This window comes from Shinella sp. WSJ-2 (genome assembly GCF_003432075.1).
GTDB lineage: Bacteria > Pseudomonadota > Alphaproteobacteria > Rhizobiales > Rhizobiaceae > Shinella.
Genome location: NZ_QWBU01000005.1, coordinates 185,256 through 212,046 on the forward strand (window position 1 = coordinate 185,256; position 26,791 = coordinate 212,046).

Below are 26,791 nucleotides of genomic sequence, written 5' to 3' on the forward strand. Positions count from 1 at the left end.
CGGGAGACCCCGCATGCACAAAAATTACGGCAAGTTCTGCTGGTACGAACTGATCACGCCGGATGTGCCCGCCGCCGAACGTTTCTATGCGTCGGTCGTCGGCTGGTCGATGCGCGATTCCGGCATGGAGGGCATGAACTACACCCTCGCTTATGCCGGCGAAAACCAGGTCGCCGGCCTGATGTCGCCACCCGCCGAGGCCGGAGAGATGCCGGCAATGTGGATGGGCTATATCTTCAGCGACGACATCGAGAGCACGCTGAAGGACATCACGGCGAATGGCGGCAGCGTGCATCGCCTGCCGCAGGACATTCCCGGCGTCGGCCGCTTTGCCGTTGCCGCCGACCCGCATGGCGCCGTCTTCTCGCTGTTTTCCACCGCGGACGAAGGCCCGGCCGATCCGGGGATGATGGAACCGCAGCGCGTCGGCTGGCACGAACTGATGGCCGGCGATCTCGACGAAGCCTGGGCCTTCTATTCGAGAATCTTCGGCTGGACGAAGGACATGGCCGTCGATATGTCGGACGCCGGCATGGGCACCTACCAGACCTTTGCGGTCCGGGGCGGCAATTCGATCGGCGGCATGATGACAAACCCACCCGGCTCGCCCGTCCCGCCGGTCTGGGGCTACTATTTCGTCGTCGAAGGGCTGGATGCCGCCGGAAAGCGCGTCACGGATGGCGGCGGCCAGATTTTCATGGGGCCAATGGAAGTACCCGGCGGCGCCTGGATCATCAATTGCGCCGATCCGCAGGGCGCGCATTTCTCGCTGGTCGCGATGCACCGTTGATCCACGAGCAAGCGGGGTGCCAAGGTCCCCGGCACCCCGCCTCCATTCCTGCTTGCAATCTTTCTTCGCATTGCACAAACTCTTCCTGATGGCGGCTTAAGACCGCCCGAGGGGAACAAGAGAGCGCATGTCGATCAAGGCCGGTATCTACCACCTCACCCATTATATCTACGACAAACCGGTCCGCCTCGGACCCCAGATCATCCGGCTCAAGCCGGCGGCGCATTCCAAGACAAAGGTCATCAGTCACTCGCTGAAGGTCTCGCCCGAAAATCACTTCGTGAACCTCCAGCAGGACCCTTACGGCAACTATCTCGCCCGCTACGTCTTTCCCGATCCGGTCACCGAGTTGAAGATCGAGGTCGACCTCGTCGCCGACATGACGGTCTACAATCCCTTCGATTTCTTCGTAGAGGAGGAGGCCGAACACTGGCCCTTCGAGTACCCTGAGGACCTGCGCGAAGACCTCAAGATTTATCGCACGCCCGAGCCAATGGATCCTGCGCTCGAAGCCTTCATGAAGACGATAGACCGCACGCCGCAACAGCGCACCGTCGACATGGTCGTTGGCCTCAATGCCCGGCTCCAGCAGACGATCGGCTATGTCATCCGCATGGAGCCGGGCGTGCAGACGCCGGAACAGACGCTGACGGCCGCACTTGGCTCGTGCCGCGATTCGAGCTGGCTGCTTGTGCAAATTCTGCGCAATCTCGGCTTCGCCGCCCGCTTCGTGTCGGGCTATCTCATCCAGCTCGCGCCAGACCTGAAGGCCCTCGACGGCCCCTCCGGCACCGAGGTCGATTTCACCGACCTGCATGCCTGGTGCGAAGTCTATCTGCCCGGCGCCGGCTGGATCGGCCTGGATCCGACCTCCGGCCTCCTGACCGGCGAAAGCCACATCCCGCTGGCCGCCACGCCGCATTACCGCAATGCCGCGCCGATCAGCGGCGGCTATTTCGGCGAGGCGAACACCGAGTTCGACTTCGCCATGACGGTGACCCGCGTGGCCGAGCATCCCCGCATCACAAAACCCTTCTCCGACGAGAGCTGGAATGCGCTCAACGCACTCGGCCGTGATGTCGATACCGTGCTGGCGGCAAATGACGTCCGTCTCACCATGGGCGGCGAGCCGACTTTCGTCTCCATCGATGACTTCGAATCCGCTGAATGGAATACCGCCGCCGTCGGCCCGACCAAGCGCGAAAAGGCCGACACACTCATACGGCGGCTGCGTGAAAAATTCGCCCCCGGCGGCTTCCTGCATTACGGCCAGGGCAAGTGGTATCCCGGCGAAACCCTGCCGCGCTGGACCTTCTCGCTCTACTGGCGACGCGACGGCAAGCCAATCTGGCACAATCCCGAGCTCATTGCCGAGGAGGGCAGCGATGCCGGCGTCGGCGAGGCCGATGCCGCGGCGGTGCTTTTAGGGATTGCAGATGAACTCGGCATTGCCGCCGATATGGTCCAGCCAGCCTACGAAGACCCGGCCGAGTGGATCATCAAGGAAGGCAATCTTCCCGAGAATGTCGACCCGTCGAACTCCAAGCTGGAGGACCCCGAAGAGCGCAACCGCATCGCCCGCGTCTTCGAACGTGGCCTGACCACGCCGACCGGCCATATCCTGCCGGTTCAAGCCTGGAATGCCAAGGCTGACGGCAAACGCTGGATCAGCGAAAAATGGCGCACGCGCCGCGGCAAGATCTTCCTCGTGCCGGGCGACAGCCCTGTGGGTTACCGTCTGCCGCTCGGCGCCCTGCCCTACCTTTCACCCTCAAACTACCCCTATATCAATCCGGCCGATCCCTCCGAGGACAAACCCCCGCTACCGGATTTCGCCAAGACCGGCCGCGCCATGGTAGAAGCCTCGTTCCAAGCGAGCGAGGCGGGACAGGATCGCATCGAACAGGTGCGCAGCGAAATCGTCGGCACCGTGCGCACCGCGATGAGCGTTGAGGCCCGCGACGGCCGGCTCTGCATCTTCATGCCGCCCGTCGAGCGCGTCGAGGATTATCTCGAACTGGTGACTGCGGCGGAACGTGCCGCAGACCGGCTTGGCCTTCCTGTCCATATAGAAGGCTACGCGCCGCCGCAGGACGAGCGCCTCAACGTCATCCGTGTCGCTCCCGATCCGGGTGTCATCGAGGTCAACATTCATCCCGCCTCCAACTGGCAGGACTGCGTCGACATCACCACCGCCGTCTATGAAGAGGCGCGCCAGTCGCGGCTGGGCGCCGACAAATTCATGATCGACGGCCGCCACACCGGCACGGGCGGCGGCAACCATGTCGTCGTCGGCGGCAAGAACCCGAACGACAGCCCGTTCCTGCGTCGGCCGGATCTTTTGAAAAGCCTCGTGCTTCATTGGCAGCGCCACCCGTCGCTTTCCTACCTCTTCTCCGGCATGTTCATCGGCCCAACCAGCCAGGCCCCGCGCATCGACGAGGCGCGGCACGACACGCTCTACGAGCTGGAAATCGCGCTGTCGCAGGTGCCGGCGCCCAATCAGGGCGTGCCGCCACTGCCCTGGCTCGTCGACCGGCTGTTCCGCAACCTCCTAACCGACGTCACCGGCAACACGCACCGCTCGGAAATCTGCATCGACAAGCTGTTCTCCCCGGACGGACCGACCGGCCGGCTCGGGCTCGTCGAGTTCCGCGGCTTCGAAATGCCGCCGAATGCCCGCATGAGCCTGGCCCAGCAGCTTCTGATCCGCGCTCTCATCGCCCGCTTCTGGCTGAATCCGGCCCAGGGCGGTTTCGTACGCTGGGGCACCACCCTGCATGATCGCTTCATGCTGCCGCACTATGTCTGGCAGGATTTCCTGGATGTGCTCGCCGACCTCCGGGTGAACGGTTTCGACCTCAGGCCGGAATGGTTTGCCGCCCAGCTCGAATTCCGCTTCCCCTTCTGCGGCGAGGTCGAATACGAAGGCGCCAATCTCGAGGTGCGCCAGGCGCTGGAACCCTGGCATGTCATGGGCGAGGAAGGCGCGATCGGTGGCACCGTGCGCTATGTCGATTCGTCGGTCGAGCGGCTTCAGGTGAAGCTTGAGACCGTCAATCCCGAACGCTACACCGTGGCCTGCAACGGGCGGCCCGTGCCGCTGAAAAGCGCGGGCACAAAAGGTGTTTCGGTCGCCGGCGTGCGGTACAAGGCGTGGCAGCCCGCCTCGGGCCTGCATCCGGTGCTGCCCGTCAACACACCGCTTACTTTCGACATTTATGATACATGGTCGAAGCGAGCGATCGGGGGCTGCATTTACCACGTTGCCCATCCGGGCGGACGCAACTATGACACCTTCCCGGTGAACGGAAACGAGGCCGAGGCGCGCCGGCTGGCGCGGTTCGAGCCCTGGGGGCACAAGACGGGCGGCTATCTCTTGCAGCCGGAAAATCCACCGGCGGATTTTCCGCTGACGCTGGATTTGCGCAGGCCGCCCGGCATCTAGCCCACTAGGAGACAGTAATTGAAGACCACGAGTGTGGAGGCAGAGCTGATCGAGGCCCAAACGGCGCAGGCGCCTGCCCGTGCCTATGCTCCGCTTCCTGATGTCGCCGACGAGATGGTCGACACGCAAGGCGAGGTGCGACCGGTCTGGCGGCACTTCCTCGCCGCGCTCGAACGCATGGACGAGACGGACCTCGCTGGTCGCTTCGCACGCGCCGACCGGTATCTGCGCGATGCCGGCGTCTTCTACCGCGCCTATGGCAAGGAAGCGAACAGCGATCGCGCCTGGCCGCTTTCCCACATTCCCGTGCTCATCGATGAAACCGAATGGGAAGATCTGTCGCGCGGCCTTGTTCAGCGCGCCGAACTGCTTGAAGCCGTCGTCGCCGATATCTACGGCAAAAACGAACTGGTCGCCAACGGCCTCCTGCCGCCGGCGCTCGTCGCCTCCAACAGCGAATTCCTGCGCCCCCTCGTCGGCGTGCAGCCGCACGGCCGGCATTTCCTGCACTTCGTCTCTTTCGAAATCGGCCGTGGGCCCGATGGCAACTGGTGGGTGCTTTCCGACCGCACGCAGGCCCCGTCCGGCGCCGGCTTCGCGCTGGAAAACCGCGTCGCGACGACCCGCGCCTTTTCCGATGTCTATGCCGAGACCCACGCGCATCGCCTCGCCGGCTTCTTCGGCGCTTTCCGCAACACGTTGCAGGCGGAAAAGTCAGCAGAAGACCGCATAGCTGTCCTCACGCCGGGCCTTGCCAACGAAACCTATTTCGAACATGCCTATATCGCCCGCTATCTCGGCTTCATGCTCTTGGAGGGCGAGGACCTGACGGTGGTCGGCGGCAAGGTCATGGTGCGAACGGTCGCCGGCCTGAAACCCATCGGCGTGCTCTGGCGCCGCCTCGATGCGGCCTTCGCCGATCCGCTGGAGCTCAACCAGAACTCCCATATCGGCACGCCCGGCATGGTCGAGGCGCTGCGCTCCGGTTCCGTCACCTTCGTCAATGCATTGGGCGCCGGCATTGTCGAGACGCGCGCCATGCTCGCCTTCCTGCCCAACATCTGCCGGCAATTGCTCGGCGAAGAGCAGCGCCTCCCGTCGATCGCCACTTGGTGGTGCGGTCAAAAGGAGGAACGCGAACACGTCGCGGCCAACATCGAGCGCATGGTCATCGGCCCGGCCTATTCGACACGCCCGTTCTTCGACGACAACGAACAGTCCGTGCTGGGCTCGACTTTGCGCGACACGGCAAAACATTCGATTGCCGAATGGCTGGCGAGCGACGGCACCAAGCTGGTCGGCCAGGAAGCGGTCACGCTCTCCACCACGCCCGCCTTCGTCGACGGCAAGCTGGTGCCGCGGCCGATGTCGCTGCGCGTCTTCGCCGCCCGCACCCGCGACGGCTGGCAGATCATGCCCGGCGGCTTCGCCCGCATCGGCGCCGGCGACAATGTGTCGGCCATCGCCATGCAGGAAGGCGGCTCGGCGGCGGACGTCTGGATTGTCAGCCGGAAACCGGTCGAGCGCACCTCGCTGCTGCCGGCCGAGGAAGTCTTTACCCGCAACATGCCCGGCAGCCTGCCGAGCCGTGCGGCCGATAACCTGTTCTGGCTCGGCCGCTATATCGAGCGGGCGGAAGGCGCGTTGCGCATCCTGCGCGCCTGGCATGGCCGCTACGCCGAATATGCCAATCCCGAACAGCCCCTGCTGAAGGATGTCAGCACCTATCTCGACGCGCTCGACATCGACACGTCGGAAGCCGTACCGGCAAGCCTCATCCGCAATATCGACAGCGCCGTCTTCTCCGCCAGCAACATCCGCGACCGCTTCTCGCCGGATGGCTGGCTGGCGCTGAACGACCTGTCGAAGACGGCCCGTCGGTTCCATGTCAGTGTAGAACCTGGCGACGATGCCACGCGCGCCATGACGGTTCTCCTGCGCAAGCTCGCGGGCTTTGCCGGTCTGGTGCATGAAAACATGTACCGTTTCACCGGCTGGCGCTTCCTCTCCATCGGCCGCTATCTCGAACGCGGCCTGCACATGACGCGCCTGCTCGGCCATATGTCCGGCGAGGATGCACCCGACGGCGCGCTCGACATGCTGCTCGAGATCGGCGACAGCGTGATGACCCATCGCCGCCGCTACAATGTGGCGACCGCGCGCCTCACCGTCACCGACCTTCTGGCGCTCGACCCGCTCAACCCGCGCTCGATCCTCTATCAGCTGAACGAGATCAAGAACGAGGTCGAACAGCTGCCGAACGCCTATTCCAACGGCCAGATGTCGCCCTTCTACCGCGAGGCGATGCGCCTGCATGCGGGGCTCGCGGTGATGACACCGGAAACGATGACGGATGCCGTCTACCAGCGCTTCGAGGCGGAACTCGAGAAGCTGTCGGACATTCTCGCGCAAACCTACTTGAGCTAAGCGAAAGGGAGGCGCCGAAATCATGCTCTACGACGTCAACCTTCATATCAGCTACCTCTACGACACCCCGGTCTCCGGCGGGCGCCATATCGTGCGGGTCCTGCCGCTGTCGATCGGCGGGCGCCAGCGGCTCGTCGCCGGCACGGTCGGCGTGACGCCGGGTCCGGGCGAACGGGTCGATCACAACGATTTCTTCCAAAACCCGATGAGCGCCATCCTCTTCCGCAACGCCCATGAGCGCCTGGATATCCGCATGCAGGCGCGCGTGCATGTCGATGTGCCGGAACCGGCCGCAGACTTTTCCCCTCGTGTTTCGGACTTGCCCGAGGATATCGCCGGCTACTGGTCGCTCGATGCCGGCTCGCCGCACCATTATACCGGCCCGAGCCCGCGGCTGAAGGATTGTGCCGAGATCGCCGAATACGCCCGATCTATCGCCAAGCCCGACATGACGATCCGTGCGATCGCGACGGCAATCTGCGCACGCATCCACGAGGACTTCACCTACGATCCGAAAGCGACGAACGTCGACACAACCCCGCGCGAGGCCTTCAAGCTGAAGCGCGGCGTCTGCCAGGACTTTTCCCATGTGATGATCGTGGCGCTGCGCAGCCTCGGCATTCCTGCTGGCTATGTCAGCGGCTTCCTGCGCACCATCCCGCCGCCGGGCAAGGAGCGATTGGAAGGGGCGGACGCCATGCATGCCTGGGTACGCTACTGGTGCGGCCGGGTGAACGGCTGGATGGAACTCGACCCGACCAACGACATTCCCGCCGGCACTGACCATATCGTCGTCGCCTATGGCCGGGACTATTCCGATGTCGCGCCCGTCATCGGTGTCCTGAAAGGATACGGGCAGCACAAAACGACCCAGGCGGTCGATGTCGTTCCGGTACGGCAGACGGCGTAATCCCGATTGGAAACAGCGGGAAAACCCGGAAAACCAAGGCCTCTAAACTTTTACGAAAACTATACCACGGCCCCGAACCGTTAAATAACATTTCGTTGCTAGCTTCAGCCCACATTATGACAATGGTGGGTAGTCTCATGACGAAGAAGACGGAAAAACAAACCCTGATCGCGCGGCTCCTCGGCGATCGAGGCGGCAATTTCGCGATGATGACGGCCATTGTCTGCCCACTCATCATAGCTGCCGGTGGGGTGGCGATCGACCTTACCAAGATAGTGATGACGCGGACGACCCTGCAGGACGCAGCCGACTCCGCCGCGCTTGCCGCAGCCTCGGCACTGGCAAACGACAGCAAGAGCAAGGCGGAGGCCAAGCTCCTCGCTATGCAGTTCCTCAAGACACAGATGAACGGCGGGCTCGCTGTCGATGAAGGCTCTAAGGCTGCGAAGTCCGATAGCGACCAGCAAATCGCAACCGGCACCGACATCACCATCACGGAAACCGCGATGCTCGGAAACGGTAAGTCCTACAAAGTCGACATCTCGACGAAATATACAGTTAAATTCAACGCCTTTACCCGTCTGCTCGGTCAGCAATCGACTGTCATGAACGCCAAGAGCACAGCCGAAAGCGCGACGGAATCGAAGAACGCGCTTTCAATGTTCCTCGTCCTCGACAAGTCGGGCTCGATGGCGTGGATCACCAACGAGAAGGACAAGACCCTTACCTCGTGCATCAACTGGACAGAGCAGAATTGGGGCAGTTCTAAGGTCAAGGCGACGAGCCCCTGCTACGTCTCGAAGATGGGGGCCCTGAAACTCGCCGTCGCAAGCCTCTTTACACAGTTCACCCTCGCAGACCCGACGAATACCTTCGTGCGGACCGGGGCGATCTCCTATGACCTTGCAAGCTACACGCCGAGCGAACTTGCGTGGGGATCCACAGCGTCGCTCGCCTATGTCAATAAGCTGGTCGCAGACGGAGGAACCGCTTCGGGCGCTTCCATGAAAACCGCCTACGACAAGCTGAAGGCAGCCACGGAAAACACCGCACACAAGACCAAGAACGGACAGGTGCCGACGAAGTATATCGTCTTCATGACGGACGGTGCGAACAACAACTCAAGCGACGACACCAGCACACTGGCGACCTGCACCAGCGCGAAAAAGGACGGCATGGAGATCTACACCGTCGCCTTCATGGCACCGACTGCCGGCCAGAACCTTCTGAAGGCCTGCGCAACCGACGGCTCGCATTACTTCGAAGCGACGAACATGTCCGCCCTCGTTGCCGCCTTCAAGGTGATCGGTGAGCGCACCTCCGCCGTGGTCTCCCGCCTGACGAAATAATCCTGCCACAAGGCCGGAAAATTGAACCCGCTGCGACCAACGCAGCGGGTTTTTTAGCATTTTTGCCGTGTTTCAGACATGTCGAAAATGCATGAGGCGTTTCTTGAAAAGGTATATTGCAAGCGCTTCGGATAGATGCATAAATTGATTTAAACGCGATTTCGAACGAACGAACGCATTGAATGCGAGGGGGCAAAGTTCACCGATGATGAACCGGGTTACCAACAACGATCTCGCACCCGCTCTACGATCCTCGGATGTCGAACAGCTCGCGACGGAACTGCTCGAACGCCTCAAATATCGCATCGGCAAGGATCCGAAAGTCGCCAAGCCGCATGACTGGTTGACGGCAGCGATCCTGGTTGCGCGCGATCGTATCACCGACAAATGGATGGATTCGACCCGGCGCACCTACGCGACGGGCGCCAAGCGCGTCTATTACCTATCGCTCGAATTTCTCATCGGCCGTCTAATGCGCGATGCCATGACCAATAGCGGTATCATGGACGAAATGCGCCAAGCGCTCGCCATGCACGGCGTCGATATCGACGTCATCGCCGAACTCGAGCCGGATGCGGCGCTGGGCAACGGCGGTCTCGGCCGACTTGCTGCCTGTTTCATGGAAAGCATGGCAACCGTCGATGTGCCGGCCTATGGCTACGGCATCCGCTACGTACATGGCCTCTTCCGCCAGCAGATGGCCGACGGCTGGCAGGTCGAGTTGCCGGAAACCTGGCTTGCCCACGGCAATCCTTGGGAATTCGAACGCCGCGAAAGCTCCTACGAGATCGGCTTCGGCGGCGGTGTCGAGACCATCAATATCGGCGAGGACAAGCAGCGCTTCGTCTGGAAGCCGGCCGAGCGCGTCATCGCGACGGCCTATGATACGCCGGCCGTCGGCTGGCGGGCCAAGCGCGTGAACACGCTGCGGCTCTGGGCGGCAAACCCGATCGATCCGATCCTGCTCGAAGCCTTCAATGCCGGCGACCATATCGGCGCGCTGAAGGAAAGCAACCGGGCGGAAAGCCTGACGCGCGTGCTCTATCCGGCCGACGCCACGCCGGCCGGCCAGGAACTGCGCCTGCGCCAGGAGTTCTTCTTCTGCTCCGCCTCGCTGCAGGACATCCTGCGCCGCCATCTCCAGCAGTATCCGGACTTCACATCGCTGCCGGACGCCGTCGCCATCCAGCTCAACGATACCCATCCGGCGGTCTCGGTCGCCGAACTCGTGCGCCTGCTGACCGACGTGCACGGGCTGGACTTCGACACAGCCTGGGATATCGGCCGCCGCACCTTCTCCTACACCAACCATACGCTGCTCCCCGAGGCGCTGGAAAGCTGGCCGGTGCCGCTGTTCGAGCGGCTTTTGCCGCGCCATATGCAGATCGTCTATGCGATCAACGCCAAAATCCTCGTCGAGGCCCGCAAGGAGAAGGGCTTCGAAGATCAGCGCATTCGCAACATCTCGCTGATCGAAGAATCGGGTGAGCGCCGGGTGCGCATGGGCAATCTCGCCTTCGTCGGCTCCCACTCGACCAATGGCGTGTCGGCGCTGCACACCGAGCTGATGAAGGAAACGGTCTTCGCCGACCTGCACAAGCTCTATCCCGAGCGCATCAACAACAAGACGAACGGGATCACGCCGCGCCGCTGGCTGATGCAGTGCAATCCGGGCCTGTTCGGCCTGATCCGCGAGTCCATCGGCGACGGCTTCATGGACGATGCCGAGGCCCTGAAGGCGCTCGACGCCTTTGCCGATAACAAGGATTTCCAGGAGAAGTTTGCCGCGATCAAGCGCGAGAACAAGAACCGGCTTTCCAATCTCGTCGGCAGCCGTATGGGTGTGCGCATCGATCCCGCTGCCATGTTCGACATCCAGATCAAACGTATCCATGAATACAAGCGCCAGCTCCTCAACATCATCGAGGCCGTTGCCCTCTACGATCAGATCCGCTCGCACCCCGAGCTGGACTGGGTGCCGCGTGTCAAACTCTTCGCAGGCAAGGCGGCGCCGAGCTATCACAATGCCAAGCTGATCATCAAACTCGCCAACGACGTGGCGCGCGTGATCAACAACGATCCCGCCGTCCGCGGCCTGCTCAAGGTCGTCTTCGTGCCGAACTACAATGTCTCGCTCGCCGAGATCATGGTTCCCGCCGCCGACCTTTCCGAGCAGATATCGACCGCCGGCATGGAAGCATCGGGCACTGGCAACATGAAGTTTGCGCTGAACGGCGCGCTGACGATCGGTACACTCGACGGGGCCAATGTCGAGATGCGCGACCATGTCGGCGCGGAGAACATCGTGATCTTCGGCATGACCGCCGAGGAAGTGGCGAAGGTGCGGGCCGAAGGGCACAACCCCCGCGCCATCATCGAGCAGTCGAAGGAGCTGTCGCAGGCACTCGCCGCGATTTCCTCCGGCGTCTTCTCGCCCGATGATCGCAACCGCTTCACCGGTCTGGTCGACGGCATCTACAATCACGACTGGTTCATGGTGGCGGCGGATTTCGACGCCTATGCCAAGGCCCAGCGCGAGGTCGACGGTATCTGGACGGATAAAAACGCCTGGTTTTCGAAAACCATACGGAACACAGCCCGCATGGGCTGGTTCTCCTCCGACCGCACCATTCGCCAATATGCCAAGGAAATCTGGAGAGCCTGATGACCGTACCGCCGAACAAAGGGACGATGGCCACCCGGCCCAATCTCCCGTCAGAGCTTCTGGCGAAGGCGGACATCGATGCAATCCTGGAAAGCCGGCACTGGGACCCGTTCGCCGTGCTCGGCGTCCATGCGGCGGGCGACACCTATGTCGCCCGCTGCTTCCTGCCGGGTGCCGCCGAAGTGACGGCAGAGACGCTGTCAGGCAAAGAGATCGGCGCGCTCACGCAGATCCATCCGGCCGGCATCTTCGCCGGTGAGATCGCGGTGAAGAAACAGCAGCCGATCCGCTACCGCGCCCGCAACGACGGCGGCGAATGGGTTGTCATCGACCCCTACAGCTTCGGTCCCGTTCTCGGGCCGATGGACGACTACTATATCCGCGAAGGCTCGCATCTCCGCCTCTTCGACAAGCTCGGCGCCCATCCGATGACGCTCGACGGCATCGACGGCTTTCACTTTGCCGTCTGGGCACCCAACGCCAAGCGCGTCTCCGTCGTCGGCAACTTCAACGAATGGGACGGGCGGCGCAATGCCATGCGGCTACGCCGCGACACCGGCATCTGGGAGATCTTCCTACCCGGCATCACCGAAGGCCATGCCTACAAATACGAGATCGTTGGGATCAACGGCGAGGTCCTGCCGCTGAAGGCCGACCCCTTCGCCCGCCGCTCGGAACTAAGGCCCGCCAATGCCTCGATGACGACGGGGCCGATCAACCAGACATGGGAAGACGAGGCGCATCTCCAGCATTGGGCAACCGTGGATGCCCGCCGCCAGCCGATCTCGATTTATGAGGTTCATGCCGGCTCCTGGCAGCGCAACGACCGCGGCGGCTTCCTGACCTGGGACGAGCTTGCCGACCGACTGATCCCCTACTGCGTCGATATGGGCTTTACCCATATCGAATTCCTGCCGATCTCCGAATTCCCCTTCGATCCCTCCTGGGGTTACCAGACGACCGGCCTCTATGCGCCAACGGCGCGCTTCGGCGAGCCCGAAGGCTTTGCCCGTTTCGTCAACGGCTGCCACAAGGTCGGAATCGGCGTCATCCTCGACTGGGTGCCGGCGCATTTTCCGACGGACGCGCATGGGCTGGGCAAGTTCGATGGCACGGCGCTCTACGAGCATGAGGACCCGCGTCAGGGCTTTCATCCGGACTGGAACACGGCGATCTACAATTTCGGCCGGGCCGAGGTTCTGTCCTACCTCATCAACAACGCGCTCTACTGGTCGGAGAAATTCCATCTCGACGGCCTGCGCGTCGATGCGGTTGCCTCCATGCTCTACCTCGACTATTCGCGCAAACACGGCGAATGGGTACCGAACGAATATGGGGGCAACGAAAATCTCGCCGCCGTGCGCTTCCTGCAGGAAATGAATGCCCGCGTCTATGCCGCCCATCCCGGCATCTTGACGATCGCCGAAGAGTCCACCTCCTGGCCGAAGGTCTCCGCCCCCGTGCACGCCGGAGGCCTGGGCTTCGGCTTCAAGTGGAACATGGGCTTCATGCACGATACGCTGCAATATCTGTCGCGCGAGCCGGTGCATCGCAAGTTCCACCACAACGACATGACCTTCGGCCTGATCTATGCCTTTTCGGAAAACTTCGTGCTGCCGCTCAGCCACGACGAGGTGGTGCACGGTAAGGGCTCGCTGATCGCCAAGATGGCCGGAGACGATTGGCAGAAATTTGCCAATCTGCGCGCCTATTACGGCTTCATGTGGGGCTATCCAGGCAAGAAGCTGCTGTTCATGGGCCAAGAGTTCGCCCAGTGGCAGGAATGGAGCGAAAGCCGCTCGCTCGACTGGAACCTGCTCGAATATCCGCTGCATGAGGGAATGCGTCGGCTGGTGCGCGATCTCAACGGCACCTACCGCCGTAAGGCGGCACTCCATGCCCGCGACTGCGAGGGCGACGGCTTCGAGTGGCTGATCGCCGATGACAGGGAAAACTCGGTCTTCGCCTGGCTGCGCAAGGCGCCCGGCGAAAAGCCGATCGCCGTCGTTACCAACTTTACGCCCGTCTACCGAGAGAACTACGGGATACCGCTGCCGATCGAGGGCCGGTGGCGCGAGATCCTCAACAGCGACGCGGAGATCTATGGCGGCAGCGGCAAGGGCAACGGCGGCGCCGTCGAAGCCAGAAAACACGGCAACGAAAGAATAGCAGCCACCATCACTTTGCCGCCGCTGGCAACCGTGATGTTCGAGCTGGACGCATAACAGAGCTGGGAGGCGACCTATGGAGCAAAAGCGTATTCAACCCCTCGCCCGTGACGCGATGGCCTATGTCCTGGCCGGCGGACGGGGAAGCCGCCTCAAGGAACTGACTGACCGCCGCGCCAAGCCGGCAGTGCATTTCGGCGGCAAAGCCCGCATCATTGATTTCGCGCTCTCCAACGCGCTGAATTCCGGTATCCGTCGCATCGGTGTCGCCACCCAGTACAAGGCGCATTCGCTGATCCGCCACATGCAGCGCGGCTGGAACTTCTTCCGCCCGGAGCGTAACGAAAGCTTCGATATCCTGCCGGCCTCACAGCGCGTCTCCGAGACGCAGTGGTATGAGGGCACCGCCGACGCCGTCTATCAGAACATCGATATCATCGAGGATTACGGCGTCGAATACATGGTCATCCTCGCCGGCGACCACATCTATAAGATGGACTATGAGCTGATGCTCCAGCAACACGTCGATTCCGGCGCGCAGGTGACGATCGGCTGCCTGGAAGTGCCGCGCATGGAAGCCACGGGTTTCGGCGTCATGCATGTCGATGACAAGGACCAGATCATCGCCTTCGTAGAAAAGCCGGCCGACCCGCCCGGCATTCCCGGCAATCCCGACTTCGCGCTTGCCTCCATGGGCATCTATGTCTTCCACACCAAGTTCCTGATGGACCTGCTGCGCCGCGACGCCGCCGACCCGACCTCCAGCCGCGACTTCGGCAAGGACATCATTCCCTATATCGTGCAGAACGGCAAAGCCGTCGCCCACCGATTCAATGCATCCTGCGTCCGCTCGAATTTCGAGCGCGAAGCATACTGGCGCGACGTCGGCACGATCGACGCCTACTGGCAGGCCAATATCGACCTGACCCACATTACCCCTGAACTCGATATCTACGACAGCTCCTGGCCGATCTGGACGTTTGCCGAAATCAAGCCGCCGGCCAAGTTCGTGCATGACGACGAGAACCGCCGCGGCTCGGCGATCTCCTCGCTTGTCTCAGGCGATTGCATCATCTCCGGCGCCTCGCTGAACCGCAGCATGTTGTTCACCGGGGTCAGGGCGAATTCCTATTCCCGCCTGGAAGGGGCCGTTGTCTTGCCGAACGTTATGATCGGCCGCCATGCCAATCTCAAGAACGTCGTGATCGACAGCCGCGTCGTCATTCCTGAAGGCCTTGTCGTGGGTGAGGATCCGGAGCTCGATGCCCGCCGCTTCCGCCGCTCGGAGAATGGCATCTGCCTCATCACCCAACCGATGATCGACAAGCTGGAGCTCTAGCCGCGTCATGAACATCCTTTCGGTGGCATCCGAAGTATTCCCGCTCATCAAGACGGGAGGCCTCGCCGACGTCGCCGGCGCGCTGCCGATCGCGCTTGCCGGGCATGGCATGCACATGCGCACGCTGATGCCCGGTTATCCCGCGGTCATGCAGCGGCTCGGCAAGGTCGAGGTGGTCGCCGGTTTCGACGATCTGCTCGGCGAAACCGCGCGCATTCTCGCCGCCACCCATGAGGGCCTCGATATCCTTGTGCTCGACGCGCCGGCCTATTACGACCGGCCGGGCGGTCCCTATGTGGATGCCATGGGCAAGGATTTTACCGATAACTGGCGGCGCTTCGCGGCGCTGTCCTTCGCAGGCGCCGAAATCGCTCGTGGTCTATTGCCCGACTGGCGACCGGACATCGTGCATGCGCATGACTGGCAGGCGGCAATGACCGCCGTCTACATGCGCTATACCGGGCTGCAGCACATTCCCACCGTCATCACCGTGCACAACCTCGCTTTTCAGGGCCAGTTCGGCGCCGATATCTTCGCGGAGCTCGCCCTGCCGCCCGAGGCCTTCACCATGGACGGGCTCGAATATTACGGCGATGTCGGCTATCTCAAGGGCGGGCTTCGCACCGCCTGGTCGATCACCACGGTCAGCCCGACCTATGCGCACGAGATCATGACGGCGGAATACGGCATGGGCCTTGAGGGCCTGATCAATGCACGATCCAACGATCTCGTCGGCATCGTCAACGGCATCGACACCGCCGTGTGGAACCCCGAGACCGACGCCAATATCGCCCGTCCCTATGCCGCCGGCTCGCTGAAGCAGCGCTCCGTCAACCGGCAGGCCGTTGCCGAGCGATTCAGCCTGGAGAATGACACCGGCCCGATCTTCTGCATCATCAGCCGGCTGACGTGGCAGAAGGGCATCGATCTGATCGCCGAAGTCGCCGACTGGATCGTCGAGCAGGGCGGCAAGCTTGCCGTGCTCGGCTCCGGCGACCAAGCGCTGGAGGGCGCACTGCTGGCAGCCGCCTCGCGTCATCGCGGTCGCATCGGCATCGTCATCGGCTATAACGAACCACTGTCGCACCTTATGCAGGCCGGAAGCGACGCCATCCTCATCCCCTCGCGCTTCGAGCCCTGCGGCCTCACCCAGCTCTATGGCCTGCGCTACGGCTGTATACCCGTCGTCGCCCGCACCGGGGGCCTCGCCGATACGGTCATCGACGCCAACGAGGCGGCGCTATCCGCCCGCGTCGCGACAGGTTTTCAGTTCACGCCGATCAATGCCGACGGGCTTCGCCAGGCGCTGCGCCGGGTGTTCAAAGCCTATAACGAACCGAAAATCTGGGGTCGTATCCAGAACCAGGGCATGAAATCGGACGTTTCCTGGGAAAACAGCGCCGCGCGCTATGCGGACCTCTATTCCAGCCTTCTTTCGTGAGTGTAAGCCATGACCATCAAGTCCTTCTCCACCACACCCTACGGCGACCAAAAGCCCGGCACGTCGGGCCTGCGCAAGAAGGTCCCCGTCTTCCAACAGAAGAACTATGCGGAGAACTTCATCCAGTCGATCTTCGATAGCCTGGAAGGCTTTGCCGGCCAGACGCTGGTGATCGGCGGCGACGGCCGGTTCTACAATCGCGAGGTCATTCAGCTCGCCATCAAGATGGCGGCCGCCAATGGTTTCGGCCGCGTTCTGGTCGGCCGCGGCGGCATTCTTTCGACACCCGCAGCTTCCAACGTCATTCGCAAATACAATGCCTTCGGCGGCATCGTGCTGTCGGCCAGCCACAATCCCGGCGGCCCGACCGAAGACTTCGGCATCAAATACAATATCGGCAATGGCGGTCCCGCGCCGGAAAAGATCACCGACGCCATCTTCGCCCGCACCAAGACCATCGACAGCTACAGGATCGCCGATGTCGCCGATATCAATCTCGACCTGGAAGGCAGCCATGAAATCGAGGGCATGACGGTCTCCGTCATCGATCCCGTTGCCGACTATGCCGAACTGATGGAAAGCCTGTTCGACTTCGACGCGATCCGCCAGCATCTGGCTAGCGGCTTCCGCATCGTGTTCGACGCGATGAGCGCCGTCACCGGCCCCTATGCCAAGGAAATCCTGGAGAACCGCCTCGGCGCGGCCAAGGGCTCGGTGCTGAACTTCATGCCGCTGCCGGATTTCGGCGGCCACCATCCCGACCCGAACCTCGTTCATGCCCGCGCTCTCTACGAGACGATGATGGCAGACGACGCGCCGGACTTCGGCGCCGCCTCCGACGGCGACGGCGACCGCAACCTGATCATCGGCAAGGGCATCTTCGTCACGCCCTCCGACAGCCTGGCGATACTTGCGGCCAACGCCCATCTTGCCCCCGGCTACGCGAAGGGCCTTGCCGGCATCGCGCGCTCCATGCCGACCTCGGGTGCCGCAGACCGTGTCGCGGAGAAGCTCGGCATCGGCATCTATGAGACGCCGACCGGCTGGAAGTTCTTCGGCAACCTTCTGGATGCCGGCCTCGCCACGATCTGCGGCGAGGAAAGCGCCGGCACTGGCTCCAACCATGTGCGCGAGAAGGACGGTCTGTGGGCCGTGCTGCTCTGGCTGAACATTCTCGCCGTGCGCAAGGAAAGCACGCTCGCCATCGTCGAACAGCACTGGGCGACCTATGGCCGCAACTACTATTCCCGCCACGACTATGAAGAGGTCGATACCGAGGCGGCCAACGGCCTGATGGCGAACCTGCGCGATCAGCTTGCCACGCTGCCCGGCAAGACTTTCGGCGCGCTCACCGTCGAGACAGCTGACGATTTCGCCTATAACGACCCGGTCGATCAGTCCGTCAGCAAGAATCAGGGCATCCGCATCCTCTTCGTCGGCGGCTCCCGCGTCGTCTTCCGCCTCTCCGGCACCGGCACGTCGGGCGCCACCCTGCGTGTCTATATCGAGCGCTTCGAGCCCGATGCCGCCCGCCACGATATCGACACACAGGAGGCGCTGGCCGACCTCATCGCCGTCGCCGACGAGATCGCCGGCATCAAGACACGGACAGGCCGCAACGAGCCGACGGTGATCACCTGACATGACCATAACCGTCCCCTCCTTCGCGCCGGGCGCCACGCTCTCCGGGGACGGGGTGGAGTTCGCGGTCTATTCCCGCGATGCCGCCCGCGTCGAACTCTGCCTGTTCGACAATGAAGGCGACAAGGAACTTGCCCGCCTCGCCATGGGGCGGGACGAAAGCGGCTTCCACCGGGTCTTCGTGGAAGGCGCCACGGAGGGCACGCGCTACGGCTTCCGAGCCGACGGCATCTATTCACCGGACCACGGCCTGTGGTTCGATCCGGCAAAGCTGCTGGTCGATCCCTATGCCAAGCAACTGGACCGTGCCTTCCGGCACGATGGCCGCCTCGCCGTCTTCAGCATCGACACGGCGGATATCGTGCCGAAGGCCGTCGTCGTCAGGGACCGGCCGGTCGCGATAGAGCCGCCGATCTTCCGCCCCGGCGGCTTCGTTTACGAGGTCGCCGTGCGCAGCTTCACCATGCTGCATCCTGAGGTGCCCGAGGCGATGCGCGGCACCGTCGCGGCGCTCGCGCATCCCGCCGTGCTCACCCATTTGAAACGGCTCGGCGTCGATGCCGTCGAACTGATGCCGATCACCGCTTGGATCGACGAGCGCCACCTGCCGCCGCTCGGTCTCTCCAACAGCTGGGGCTACAATCCAATCGCCCTGATGGCGCTCGACCCGCGCCTTGTGCCCGGCGGCATGAAGGAGCTGGCCGACACGGTCGCGGCCTTGCGTACCGAAAACATCGGCGTGATCCTCGATCTTGTCTTCAACCATTCCGGCGAAAGCGACCGCCATGGCGCGACACTCTCCATGCGCGGCCTCGACAACCTCACCTATTACCGCCACGTGGCGGACCGCCCCGGCGAGCTGATCAACGACACTGGTTGCGGCAACACCATTGCCGGCGAACACCCAGCCGTGCGCCAGCTCGTGCTCGACAGCCTGCGCCATTTCGTGCGCCACGCCGGCGTCGACGGTTTCCGCTTCGACCTTGCCACCATTCTCGGCCGCGAGGCGGACGGCTTTTCCGCCCGCTCGGCCTTACTCTCCGAAATCTGCGCCGATCCCCTGCTGAAGGATCGCGTGCTGATCGCCGAACCCTGGGATATCGGCCCCGGTGGCTACCAGCTTGGCAATTTCCCGGCGCCCTTCCTCGAATGGAACGACCGCTACCGCGACGACACCAGAACCTTCTGGCGCGGTGACAGCCATCGTCTCGGCGCCTTCGTCACCGCCTTCGCTGGTTCCTCGGATATCTTCTCGAGGCACGGCGGGGAGGAGACACGCAGCGTCAACTTCCTTGCCGCCCATGACGGCTTCACCCTGATGGACCTCGTCTCCCATACCGTGAAGCACAATGGCGCGAACGGCGAGGACAACCGGGACGGCCACAACGAGAACCATTCCTGGAACAATGGCGCGGAGGGCGCCACTACCGATGGCGCCGTGCTTTCCGCCCGCCGAGCCGATGTGAAGGCCCTCATCTCCAGCCTGTTCCTCTCGCGCGGCACCATCATGCTGACCGCCGGCGACGAGGGCGGCCGCAGCCAAGGCGGCAACAACAATGCCTATTGCCAGGACAATGCGATCACCTGGATGCATTGGGACCGGCTGGATGACGGCCTGATCGAACACACAGCCATGCTCTCGGCGATCCGCAAGCGGTTTCCCGCCCTCTCCGAAACCGCCTTCCTGCGCGACGGCGATGTGGAGTGGCTGACGCTTGCCGGTCATCCGATGAGCATCGCCGACTGGGAAGCACCGTTCAACGGCACGCTGCTGGCACTTTTCAGGACAGCGGATCTTCAACAGCAACAGAGCGTCCGCCTCGCAATCGCCATCAACCGTACGCACGGTGAGCAGGCGCTGGCTCTGCCGCCGTCCGAAGGACACGGCTGGGTGAGCCTCATCTCCGTCAACCAACCGCCCGTCGGACTGCTTCACCCTCGCAGCGTCGAAATTTTTGTCGAAAAGCACTGAACTTCATTGCCCGGACAAACCGGCTCTTTAGAAGAGGCGCCGAATCGAGCGGCAGGAAAGCATATGCCAGACAGCATTCATCTGAAGGACATCACCGCCCTTGTCGGCACGGAAATCGGCCTGTCGCGCTGGTTTACCGTCGACCAGACCATGATCGACCGATTCGCCGTGGCGACGGAAGACCATCAGTTCATTCATACCGATCCGGTGCGCGCCGCTGCCGAAACCCCGTTCGGCGGAACGATCGCCCATGGTTTCCTGACGCTCTCGCTGCTGTCGGCGATGAATTACGATTGCGTGCCGCGCATCATCGAACAGACGATGGGCATCAATTACGGCTTCGAGAAGGTGCGCTTCATGGCGCCGGTCAAGAGCGGTGCGCGGGTGCGCGGCCGTTTCGTGCTCGCCGAAGCCCGCTTCCGCGGCGCCGGCATGGTGACGATCCGCTATGACGTATCCGTCGAGATCGAGGACGAGACCAAGCCGGCGCTGACAGCCGACTGGATCACCATCATCCAGTTCGACCCGAAGGATCGGCCGGAGGACGTGTGAAGGTCCGCCCTGCTTTGGCCGAGGACCTGCCGGTCCTCGCGGCCTGCGACTTCTCTTTCCTCGTAACGCGCGAGGCCATACCGCCCTTCGAGGGCGACTGGCTGGCACATGCGGGACCGGTCGAACCCTACCCCAAGAGCTACGGCTTTGATCCGGCGGAACTGGCGGAAATACTGCCCGCCGAGGACAAGGCGCTGTTCGTCATTCTCGGCGATGAAACACCCGTCGGCTATCTGGCGCTGTCGGTTGGCTGGAATGGTTTCGCCGTCATCGACGATATCGCCGTGGATGCCGAATGGCGCGGTACCGGCGCGGCGCAACGGCTGATGCAGCAAGCCGTCCAGTGGACGGGCGGAAAAGCCCTGCCCGGCATTCGGCTGGAAACGCAGACGAACAATGTCGCCGCCTGCCGCTTCTATCTGCGCCAGGGTTTCACGCTCGGCGGCTATGATCGGTACCTATACGAAGGGCTGTCCCCCGGCACGCGGGAGACAGCCCTGTTTTTCTACCGTTTTCTCTGAGTTCAGAGGCCGGCGTCTTCTGCGCCCTCGACCAGCATGCCGAAGGCATAGGACGAGAACGAACGCCAGCATTCAACGCGGTAATCCTCTTCGCCCGTGCGCAGCAGCACGATCTCGATCTTGCCGAGAACGGTGCGGGCCGCGGCACCGACCGGGAAAACCGACTTACCAAGATCGAGTGGGCAGGCCGCGGCAATGGCAGCAGCCGCGTCAGGGCCGGAGACGAGGATCGCGGTGTTGCGATGGGAGACGTCGGTCGCCGAATGCAGCGCCGAGACGCCCGAGGCGATGCCCATCAGGTCGGCGCCGTTCTCGTCGATCAGCAACCATTCGTCCGGGCCGAGCCAGAGCGCATGACGGCCGCTGACGGAGGCCGAGGTTTTCGGCCGCTGCGGCAGTTCGAGGCCGAAGGCCAGCGACAACGTGCCGATAGCGTCGGGGCCGGCGCGCAGCGCAAGGCGCGTTGCTGGGTCGGCGGGCGTGACGCGCGCACCGGAAGAACCACCATGGCGACCGGCGAGCGGCGCCTTGCGAAGAGCTTGATCAGCCATTGAGGCGGCCTCCTTCCTTGTCGACAAAGACCATTTCGCTGACCTCGACCGCGATCGTGCGGTCGGGCATCGGCACATAGAGCGTCTGGCCAAGACGGGCCTGGCCACCGGCGACGAGCGCCATGGCGATCGACCGGCCGCAGTTTTCCGACCAGTAGGACGAGGTCACGTGACCGAGCATCTTCATGGGCTTCGGCTCGTTCGGATCGGCGACGATCTGCGCCCCCTCTTCCAAAACCACGTTCGGATCCTTCGTCAGCAGGCCGACGAGCTGCTTGCGGCCTTCCTTGACAAGGTCGGGGCGCTTGAGGCCGCGGATGCCGACGAAGTCCGTCTTCTTCTTGGAGACGGCCCAGCCGAGGCTCGCGTCATAAGGGGTCACCGTGCCGTCCGTATCCTGGCCGACAATGATATAGCCCTTTTCGGCGCGCAGCACGTGCATGGTCTCGGTGCCGTAGGCGCAGGCGCCGAGCGGTTCGGCGCGGGCCCAGATGGCTTCCCAGATCGCCTGGCCATAATCGGCAGGAACGTTGACTTCGTAACCTGCTTCACCGGTGAAGGACATGCGGAAGAGCCTGGTGGGCACGCCGCAGATTTTGCCTTCGCGAACGCTCATATGCGGGAAGGCTTCGTTCGAGATGTCGATGCCTTCGACGAGCGGCTCGAGTATTTCGCGCGCCTTCGGGCCCTGCACGGCGATGACCGCCCACTGTTCGGTGGTCGAGGTCAGCCAGACCTTGAGATGCGGGAACTCCGTCTGGAGATAGTCTTCCATGTGGTTCATGACGCGCGGCGCACCGCCCGTCGTTGTGGTGACATGAAAACGATCTTCGGCCAGACGACCGACGACGCCGTCGTCATAGACGAAGCCATCCTCGCGCAGCATGATGCCGTAGCGGCAGCGGCCGGGCTTCAACGTATCCCAGGCATTGGTGTACATCAGGTTCAGGAATTCGGCGGCATCGGGGCCGACGACTTCGATCTTGCCGAGCGTCGAGGCATCGAACAGGCCGGCGGCGTTACGCACCGTGCGGCATTCGCGGTTGACCGCATCGTGCATCGTCTCGCCCGAACGCGGATAATACCAGGCGCGCTTCCAGTTGCCGACGTCTTCGAAGACGGCGCCATGCGCCTCTTCCCAGGCATGCATAGGCGTCTTACGGGCCGGATCGAACAGGTCGCCACGCGAGTGGCTGATCAGCGCACCGAAGGTCACCGGCGTATAGGGCGCACGGAAGGTGGTGAGGCCGATCTTCGGGATTTCTCGGTTGAGCACTTCGGACGCGATGGCAAGGCCGTGGATGTTGGACAGCTTGCCCTGGTCCGTCGCCATGCCATTGGTGGTGAAGCGCTTGATATGTTCGATCGAGTGCATGCCTTCGCGCACGGCGAGGCGGATGTCCTTGGCGCACACGTCGTTCTGGAAGTCGACGAAGGCCTTGACCGTCGTGTCGATGCCGGCCCCTTCCGCCGCACCGGCCATACCGCCGGTCCATTCGAAGGCGTTTTCGCCTGACAGTTCGAGCTTGTTGCCGCCCTCATTGCCGGTGGCGCGGGCCATCAGCTCGCCGGCCGCCAGCGATTCCTCGATGGTGGCTTGCAGGCCGTCGGTGCCGTTGCACGAACCGACGGAGAGGCAATCCTGCGCATAGGTGCCCGGCAGGAAGCGACCGGTAGCGGCGTCATAGGCCACCTTGCCGCGCGATTGCGAGAAGAGGTGGACGGAGGGCGTCCAGCCGGCCGACATCAGCAGCGCATCGATCGCGATCGAGCGCGCCGAACCGCCGCCATTGCGCGCGACCGACATGGAGGAGACGCGCAGCTTACCCTTGGTGTCGATGACCGAGTGACCGGTCAGAACCTCGATGCCGAGCCTGCGGGCTTCCGTCAGCACGGCATCGCCGGGCTTGTCTCTGTTATCGACGATGGCGGCGATGGTGACGCCGGCACGCTTCAGGTCGAAGGCCGCCTCATAGGCCGAATCGTTCGCCGTATAGACGCCGACTTTGCGGCCGACGGCGACGCCGAAATGGTTGAGATAGGTGCGCGCGGCCGAGGCAAGCATGATTCCAGGGCGGTCGTTGTTAGCGAACACCATGTGGCGTTCGATCGAACCCGTCGCGAGAATGACGCGCTTGGCGCGAACCTGCCACAGACGCTCGCGCGGCAGCTTCTTGTCCGGCTTGGGGAGATGATCGGTGACGCGTTCGACGAGGCCGACGAAATTGTGGTTGTAGTAGCCGAAAGCCGTCGTGCGGGTGAGAACGGTGACGTTCTCCATCGCCTTCAGCTTCGCGGCCGTCGCCTGCGCCCAGTCATAGCCGCTCTGACCGTCGATCTTGACGGAGGTGTCGAAGTGCAGCGCTCCGCCGACTTCCGGCTGTTCATCGACAAGGATGACGCGGGCCCCGGCTTCAGCGGCGGCAAGGGCTGCCGAAAGACCGGCAACGCCGGCACCGGCAACCAGCACGTCGCAATGGGCGTAGCGGTTGGCGTAGTGGTCCGGATCCTCTTCCGTCGGCGAAACACCGAGGCCGGCAGCCTTGCGGATGAAAGGCTCGTAGACCTTCTCCCAGGCGGCCTTCGGCCACATGAAGGTCTTGTAGTAGAAGCCCGCGGCGAAGAACGGCGACAGCAGGTTGTTGATGCCACCGATATCGAAGGCAAGCGAGGGGAAGCGGTTCTGCGATTCCACCTTCATGCCATCGAACACTTCCTGCACCGGCGCACGCACGTTCGGCTGGCGGCGGGCGGCGTCGCGGGACACGTCGATCAGCGCGTTCGGCTCTTCCGGACCGGCAGAAAGAATGCCGCGCGGGCGGTGATACTTGAAGGAGCGGCCAACGAGATGCACGCCGTTGGCGAGCAGAGCGGAAGCGACGGTGTCGCCCACCAGCGCGTCGATGGTCTTTCCGTCGAAGGTGAAACGCGCCGTCTTGGCGGGCGTCAGGCGGCCCTGACCGGCAATACGATTAGCACCGCTCATTTCGCGGTTCCTTCCGTGGCTTCATAGGTTTCGACGGTTTTCTCGGTGGCGGTGGTCACGCCGGGAATGTCCGGCTTCGGCTCACCGGCCTTGTAGCTCATGTAGAACTTGTCGCTCACTGTATCGCGCGCCGCATTGAAGAAGCGGCCGCAACCATGGATGTGGCGCCAGCGTTCGAAGATCAGTCCCTTCGGGTTGTCGCGCAGGAAGAAGAATTCCTGGAACTCCTCGTCGGAAATATCGGCCATATTGGTCGGCCGTGCGATATGGGCGTCGCCGCCATGGCGGAATTCGAGCTCGGAGCGCTCTTCCTCGCAATAGGGGCAGTAGATGAGAAGCATCGGGTTTCTCCTGTCCCGCGCCGGCCGGCCCTTCGGCCGCCGGACGCGCGGGGTGAAAAATGGGAACTCAGTGAGCCACGGCCGCGGCGGCGGCCTCGTCGATGAGACGGCCGGTGCGGAAGCGGTCCAGCGTCAGGCCGGCGGCCAGCCGGTGCGGCTCACCCTTGGCGATGAGATACGCGAAGAGATGGGCCGAACCCGGTGTCGCCTTGAAGCCGCCGGTGCCCCAGCCGCAGTTGACGAAAAGGTTCTTGACCGGCGTCACACCCTGGATCGCCGAGCGATCCGGGGTGTTGTCGGTGATGCCGCCCCACTGGCGCATCATCTTGACTCGGCGGAACATCGGGAAGAGTTCGCAAATGGCGTCGAGCGTATGCGTGATGATCTGCAGGCCACCGGTCTGGGAGTAGGAATTGTATTGGTCCGTGCCGGCGCCGATGACGAGCTCGCCCTTGTCCGACTGCGAGATATAGGCATGTACTGAGTTGGACATGACCACGCAGGGGAAGATCGGCTTCATCGGCTCGGAGACGAGCGCCTGAAGCGGAACGGAATGCAGCGGCAGCTTCACGTCGGCCATGGAAAGAATGACCGAGTTGTGGCCGGAGGCCGACACGGCAACCTTCTTGGCGCCGATAAAGCCCTTGGAGGTCTCGACACCCGTGACCGCACCATCGGGACCGCGACGGATGCCCTTCACTTCGCAGTTCTGGATGACGTGCACGCCGCGGTCGGAGGCCGCACGGGCATAACCCCAGGCGACGGCATCGTGGCGTGCGGTGCCGCCGCGGCGCTGCAGGGCCGCGCCATTGATCGGATAGCGGGCCGAGGCCGAGATATCGAGGACCGGCACGAACTCTTTCGCCTGCTGCGGCGTCAGCCATTCGTTGTCGATGCCGTAGAGACGGTTGGCATGGACGTGCCGCTGGAAGGACTGCTTGTCATGCACATTGTGCGACAGCATCATCACGCCGCGCGGCGAGTACATGACGTTGTAGTTGAGATCCTGGCTCAAGCCTTCCCACAGCTTCAGGGAATGCTCGTAGATATCCATGCTCTCGTCATAGAGATAGTTCGAGCGGATGATGGTCGTGTTGCGGCCGGTATTGCCGCCGCCGAGCCAGCCCTTCTCGATCACGGCGATATTGGTGATGCCGTGCTCCTTGGCGAGGTAATAGGCCGCGCCCAGACCATGGCCGCCGCCGCCGACGATGATCACGTCGTATTCCTTGCGCGGCTCGGGCGAGGTCCATTGCGCCTCCCACCCCTTGTGGCCACGCATCGCCTCGCGGGCCACGGCGAAAACCGAATATTTGCGCATCCCGTATCCTCAAACGCTCGCCGGCCGCAGCCGACTGTTTCCTGCCTCGATAGAAAGCAAATCCTGACGCCGGACGCCGTATCCTTTGCGACGCATTCAGGCGCACCTTGTACCACATGCGACATGACCGGTGTCGCGTGTTTGCAGTTGACCATCAAAGTGCCGGCACACTTAAAGGAAAGCCTGATTGGGTACCGGCTTCCGCTGACATTGCTACGGCGCAAATGCCCAGAGGCACACTCGCACGCCCCGCCATCCACCCGATTTGCGGGCCTTTGACGCAAATATCCTTAACGGAGGGGGGCTTCGGGCTGGACTTCCCCGTCATCATCTGGTATCGGACGCCCCAATTGCCAGCCTGCAGGCTGC

The 26,791-nt window shown here is 63.0% G+C and carries 17 protein-coding genes; 13 read left to right on the top strand and 4 right to left on the bottom strand.

The genetic code is table 11. The features are described 5' to 3' along the window. Positions 1-13: 13 nt before the first annotated feature. From D0Y60_RS14060 to D0Y60_RS14120, 13 genes are all read left to right on the top strand, one after another. Positions 14-790 carry a VOC family protein gene (locus tag D0Y60_RS14060; protein WP_117370580.1) on the top strand — a complete coding sequence of 259 codons (777 nt, stop codon included), beginning with the start codon at positions 14-16 and terminating at the stop codon, positions 788-790. 127 nt (positions 791-917) lie between these two features. Next, positions 918-4,238, top strand: coding sequence for a transglutaminase family protein (locus tag D0Y60_RS14065; protein ID WP_117370581.1), 3,321 nt, complete (start codon positions 918-920; stop codon positions 4,236-4,238). 33 nt (positions 4,239-4,271) lie between these two features. Continuing rightward, positions 4,272-6,665, top strand: coding sequence for a circularly permuted type 2 ATP-grasp protein (locus D0Y60_RS14070; RefSeq protein ID WP_245409185.1), 2,394 nt, complete (start codon positions 4,272-4,274; stop codon positions 6,663-6,665). Between the two features lie 22 nt (positions 6,666-6,687). After that, positions 6,688-7,575, top strand: a complete 888-nt coding sequence (locus D0Y60_RS14075; RefSeq protein ID WP_117370582.1) for a transglutaminase family protein — start codon at positions 6,688-6,690, stop codon at positions 7,573-7,575. A 137-nt stretch (positions 7,576-7,712) separates the two neighbouring features. Further along, entirely contained in the window at positions 7,713-8,924 is a 1,212-nt protein-coding gene (locus tag D0Y60_RS14080; protein WP_117370583.1) for a pilus assembly protein, read from the top strand. Positions 8,925-9,132: 208 nt separating this feature from the next. After that, positions 9,133-11,589, top strand: coding sequence for a glycogen/starch/alpha-glucan phosphorylase (locus tag D0Y60_RS14085; RefSeq protein WP_199564196.1), 2,457 nt, complete (start codon positions 9,133-9,135; stop codon positions 11,587-11,589). Positions 11,590-11,615: 26 nt separating this feature from the next. Then, positions 11,616-13,814: a 1,4-alpha-glucan branching protein GlgB gene (gene glgB / locus D0Y60_RS14090; RefSeq protein WP_245409186.1), complete on the top strand. Its 2,199-nt coding sequence runs from the start codon at positions 11,616-11,618 to the stop codon at positions 13,812-13,814. A gap of 19 nt (positions 13,815-13,833) precedes the next feature. Continuing rightward, positions 13,834-15,096 (top strand): glucose-1-phosphate adenylyltransferase, encoded by a 1,263-nt coding sequence (gene glgC, locus D0Y60_RS14095; protein WP_117370586.1) that lies wholly within the window; start codon positions 13,834-13,836, stop codon positions 15,094-15,096. A 7-nt stretch (positions 15,097-15,103) separates the two neighbouring features. Next, positions 15,104-16,537 (top strand): glycogen synthase GlgA, encoded by a 1,434-nt coding sequence (gene glgA / locus D0Y60_RS14100; RefSeq protein WP_117370587.1) that lies wholly within the window; start codon positions 15,104-15,106, stop codon positions 16,535-16,537. A 9-nt stretch (positions 16,538-16,546) separates the two neighbouring features. After that, positions 16,547-18,178 (top strand): alpha-D-glucose phosphate-specific phosphoglucomutase, encoded by a 1,632-nt coding sequence (locus tag D0Y60_RS14105; RefSeq protein WP_117370588.1) that lies wholly within the window; start codon positions 16,547-16,549, stop codon positions 18,176-18,178. Between the two features lies 1 nt (position 18,179). Continuing rightward, positions 18,180-20,150: a glycogen debranching protein GlgX gene (glgX, locus tag D0Y60_RS14110; RefSeq protein ID WP_117370589.1), complete on the top strand. Its 1,971-nt coding sequence runs from the start codon at positions 18,180-18,182 to the stop codon at positions 20,148-20,150. Between the two features lie 63 nt (positions 20,151-20,213). Further along, the gene (locus D0Y60_RS14115; protein WP_117370590.1) at positions 20,214-20,702 is read left to right on the top strand and encodes a MaoC family dehydratase; all 489 of its coding nucleotides are present in this window, start codon (positions 20,214-20,216) and stop codon (positions 20,700-20,702) included. Further along, positions 20,699-21,223: a GNAT family N-acetyltransferase gene (locus D0Y60_RS14120; RefSeq protein ID WP_117370591.1), complete on the top strand. Its 525-nt coding sequence runs from the start codon at positions 20,699-20,701 to the stop codon at positions 21,221-21,223. The genes D0Y60_RS14115 and D0Y60_RS14120 overlap by 4 nt, the downstream gene beginning before the upstream one ends. 2 nt (positions 21,224-21,225) lie before the next feature. Here D0Y60_RS14120 and D0Y60_RS14125 read toward each other — a convergent pair whose 3' ends face one another. The 4 genes from D0Y60_RS14125 to D0Y60_RS14140 all read right to left on the bottom strand — a co-directional run bounded on the left by D0Y60_RS14125 (position 21,226) and on the right by D0Y60_RS14140 (position 26,422). Next, positions 21,226-21,774, bottom strand: a complete 549-nt coding sequence (locus tag D0Y60_RS14125; protein WP_117370592.1) for a sarcosine oxidase subunit gamma — start codon at positions 21,772-21,774, stop codon at positions 21,226-21,228. Then, a complete protein-coding gene (locus D0Y60_RS14130; RefSeq protein ID WP_117370593.1) occupies positions 21,767-24,760 on the bottom strand; it encodes a sarcosine oxidase subunit alpha in 2,994 nt (997 codons plus the stop codon). The genes D0Y60_RS14125 and D0Y60_RS14130 overlap by 8 nt, the downstream gene beginning before the upstream one ends. Next, complete coding sequence (locus D0Y60_RS14135; protein ID WP_117370594.1) at positions 24,757-25,101, bottom strand: sarcosine oxidase subunit delta; 345 nt, start codon at positions 25,099-25,101, stop codon at positions 24,757-24,759. The genes D0Y60_RS14130 and D0Y60_RS14135 overlap by 4 nt, the downstream gene beginning before the upstream one ends. Positions 25,102-25,168: 67 nt before the next feature. Next, entirely contained in the window at positions 25,169-26,422 is a 1,254-nt protein-coding gene (locus D0Y60_RS14140; RefSeq protein ID WP_117370595.1) for a sarcosine oxidase subunit beta family protein, read from the bottom strand. Between the last annotated feature and the right edge of the window lie 369 nt (positions 26,423-26,791).

Bases quoted from the DNA above. Each gene is read 5' to 3' on its own strand.
- D0Y60_RS14060 (WP_117370580.1), top strand. From the start codon at position 14: ATGCACAAAAATTACGGCAAGTTCTGCTGGTACGAACTGATCACGCCG.
- D0Y60_RS14065 (WP_117370581.1), top strand. From the start codon at position 918: ATGTCGATCAAGGCCGGTATCTACCACCTCACCCATTATATCTACGAC.
- D0Y60_RS14075 (WP_117370582.1), top strand. From the start codon at position 6,688: ATGCTCTACGACGTCAACCTTCATATCAGCTACCTCTACGACACCCCG.
- D0Y60_RS14080 (WP_117370583.1), top strand. From the start codon at position 7,713: ATGACGAAGAAGACGGAAAAACAAACCCTGATCGCGCGGCTCCTCGGC.
- D0Y60_RS14085 (WP_199564196.1), top strand. From the start codon at position 9,133: ATGAACCGGGTTACCAACAACGATCTCGCACCCGCTCTACGATCCTCG.
- glgB (WP_245409186.1), top strand. From the start codon at position 11,616: ATGGCCACCCGGCCCAATCTCCCGTCAGAGCTTCTGGCGAAGGCGGAC.
- glgC (WP_117370586.1), top strand. From the start codon at position 13,834: ATGGAGCAAAAGCGTATTCAACCCCTCGCCCGTGACGCGATGGCCTAT.
- glgA (WP_117370587.1), top strand. From the start codon at position 15,104: ATGAACATCCTTTCGGTGGCATCCGAAGTATTCCCGCTCATCAAGACG.
- D0Y60_RS14105 (WP_117370588.1), top strand. From the start codon at position 16,547: ATGACCATCAAGTCCTTCTCCACCACACCCTACGGCGACCAAAAGCCC.
- glgX (WP_117370589.1), top strand. From the start codon at position 18,180: ATGACCATAACCGTCCCCTCCTTCGCGCCGGGCGCCACGCTCTCCGGG.
- D0Y60_RS14115 (WP_117370590.1), top strand. From the start codon at position 20,214: ATGCCAGACAGCATTCATCTGAAGGACATCACCGCCCTTGTCGGCACG.
- D0Y60_RS14125 (WP_117370592.1), bottom strand. From the start codon at position 21,774: ATGGCTGATCAAGCTCTTCGCAAGGCGCCGCTCGCCGGTCGCCATGGT.
- D0Y60_RS14130 (WP_117370593.1), bottom strand. From the start codon at position 24,760: ATGAGCGGTGCTAATCGTATTGCCGGTCAGGGCCGCCTGACGCCCGCC.
- D0Y60_RS14135 (WP_117370594.1), bottom strand. From the start codon at position 25,101: ATGCTTCTCATCTACTGCCCCTATTGCGAGGAAGAGCGCTCCGAGCTC.
- D0Y60_RS14140 (WP_117370595.1), bottom strand. From the start codon at position 26,422: ATGCGCAAATATTCGGTTTTCGCCGTGGCCCGCGAGGCGATGCGTGGC.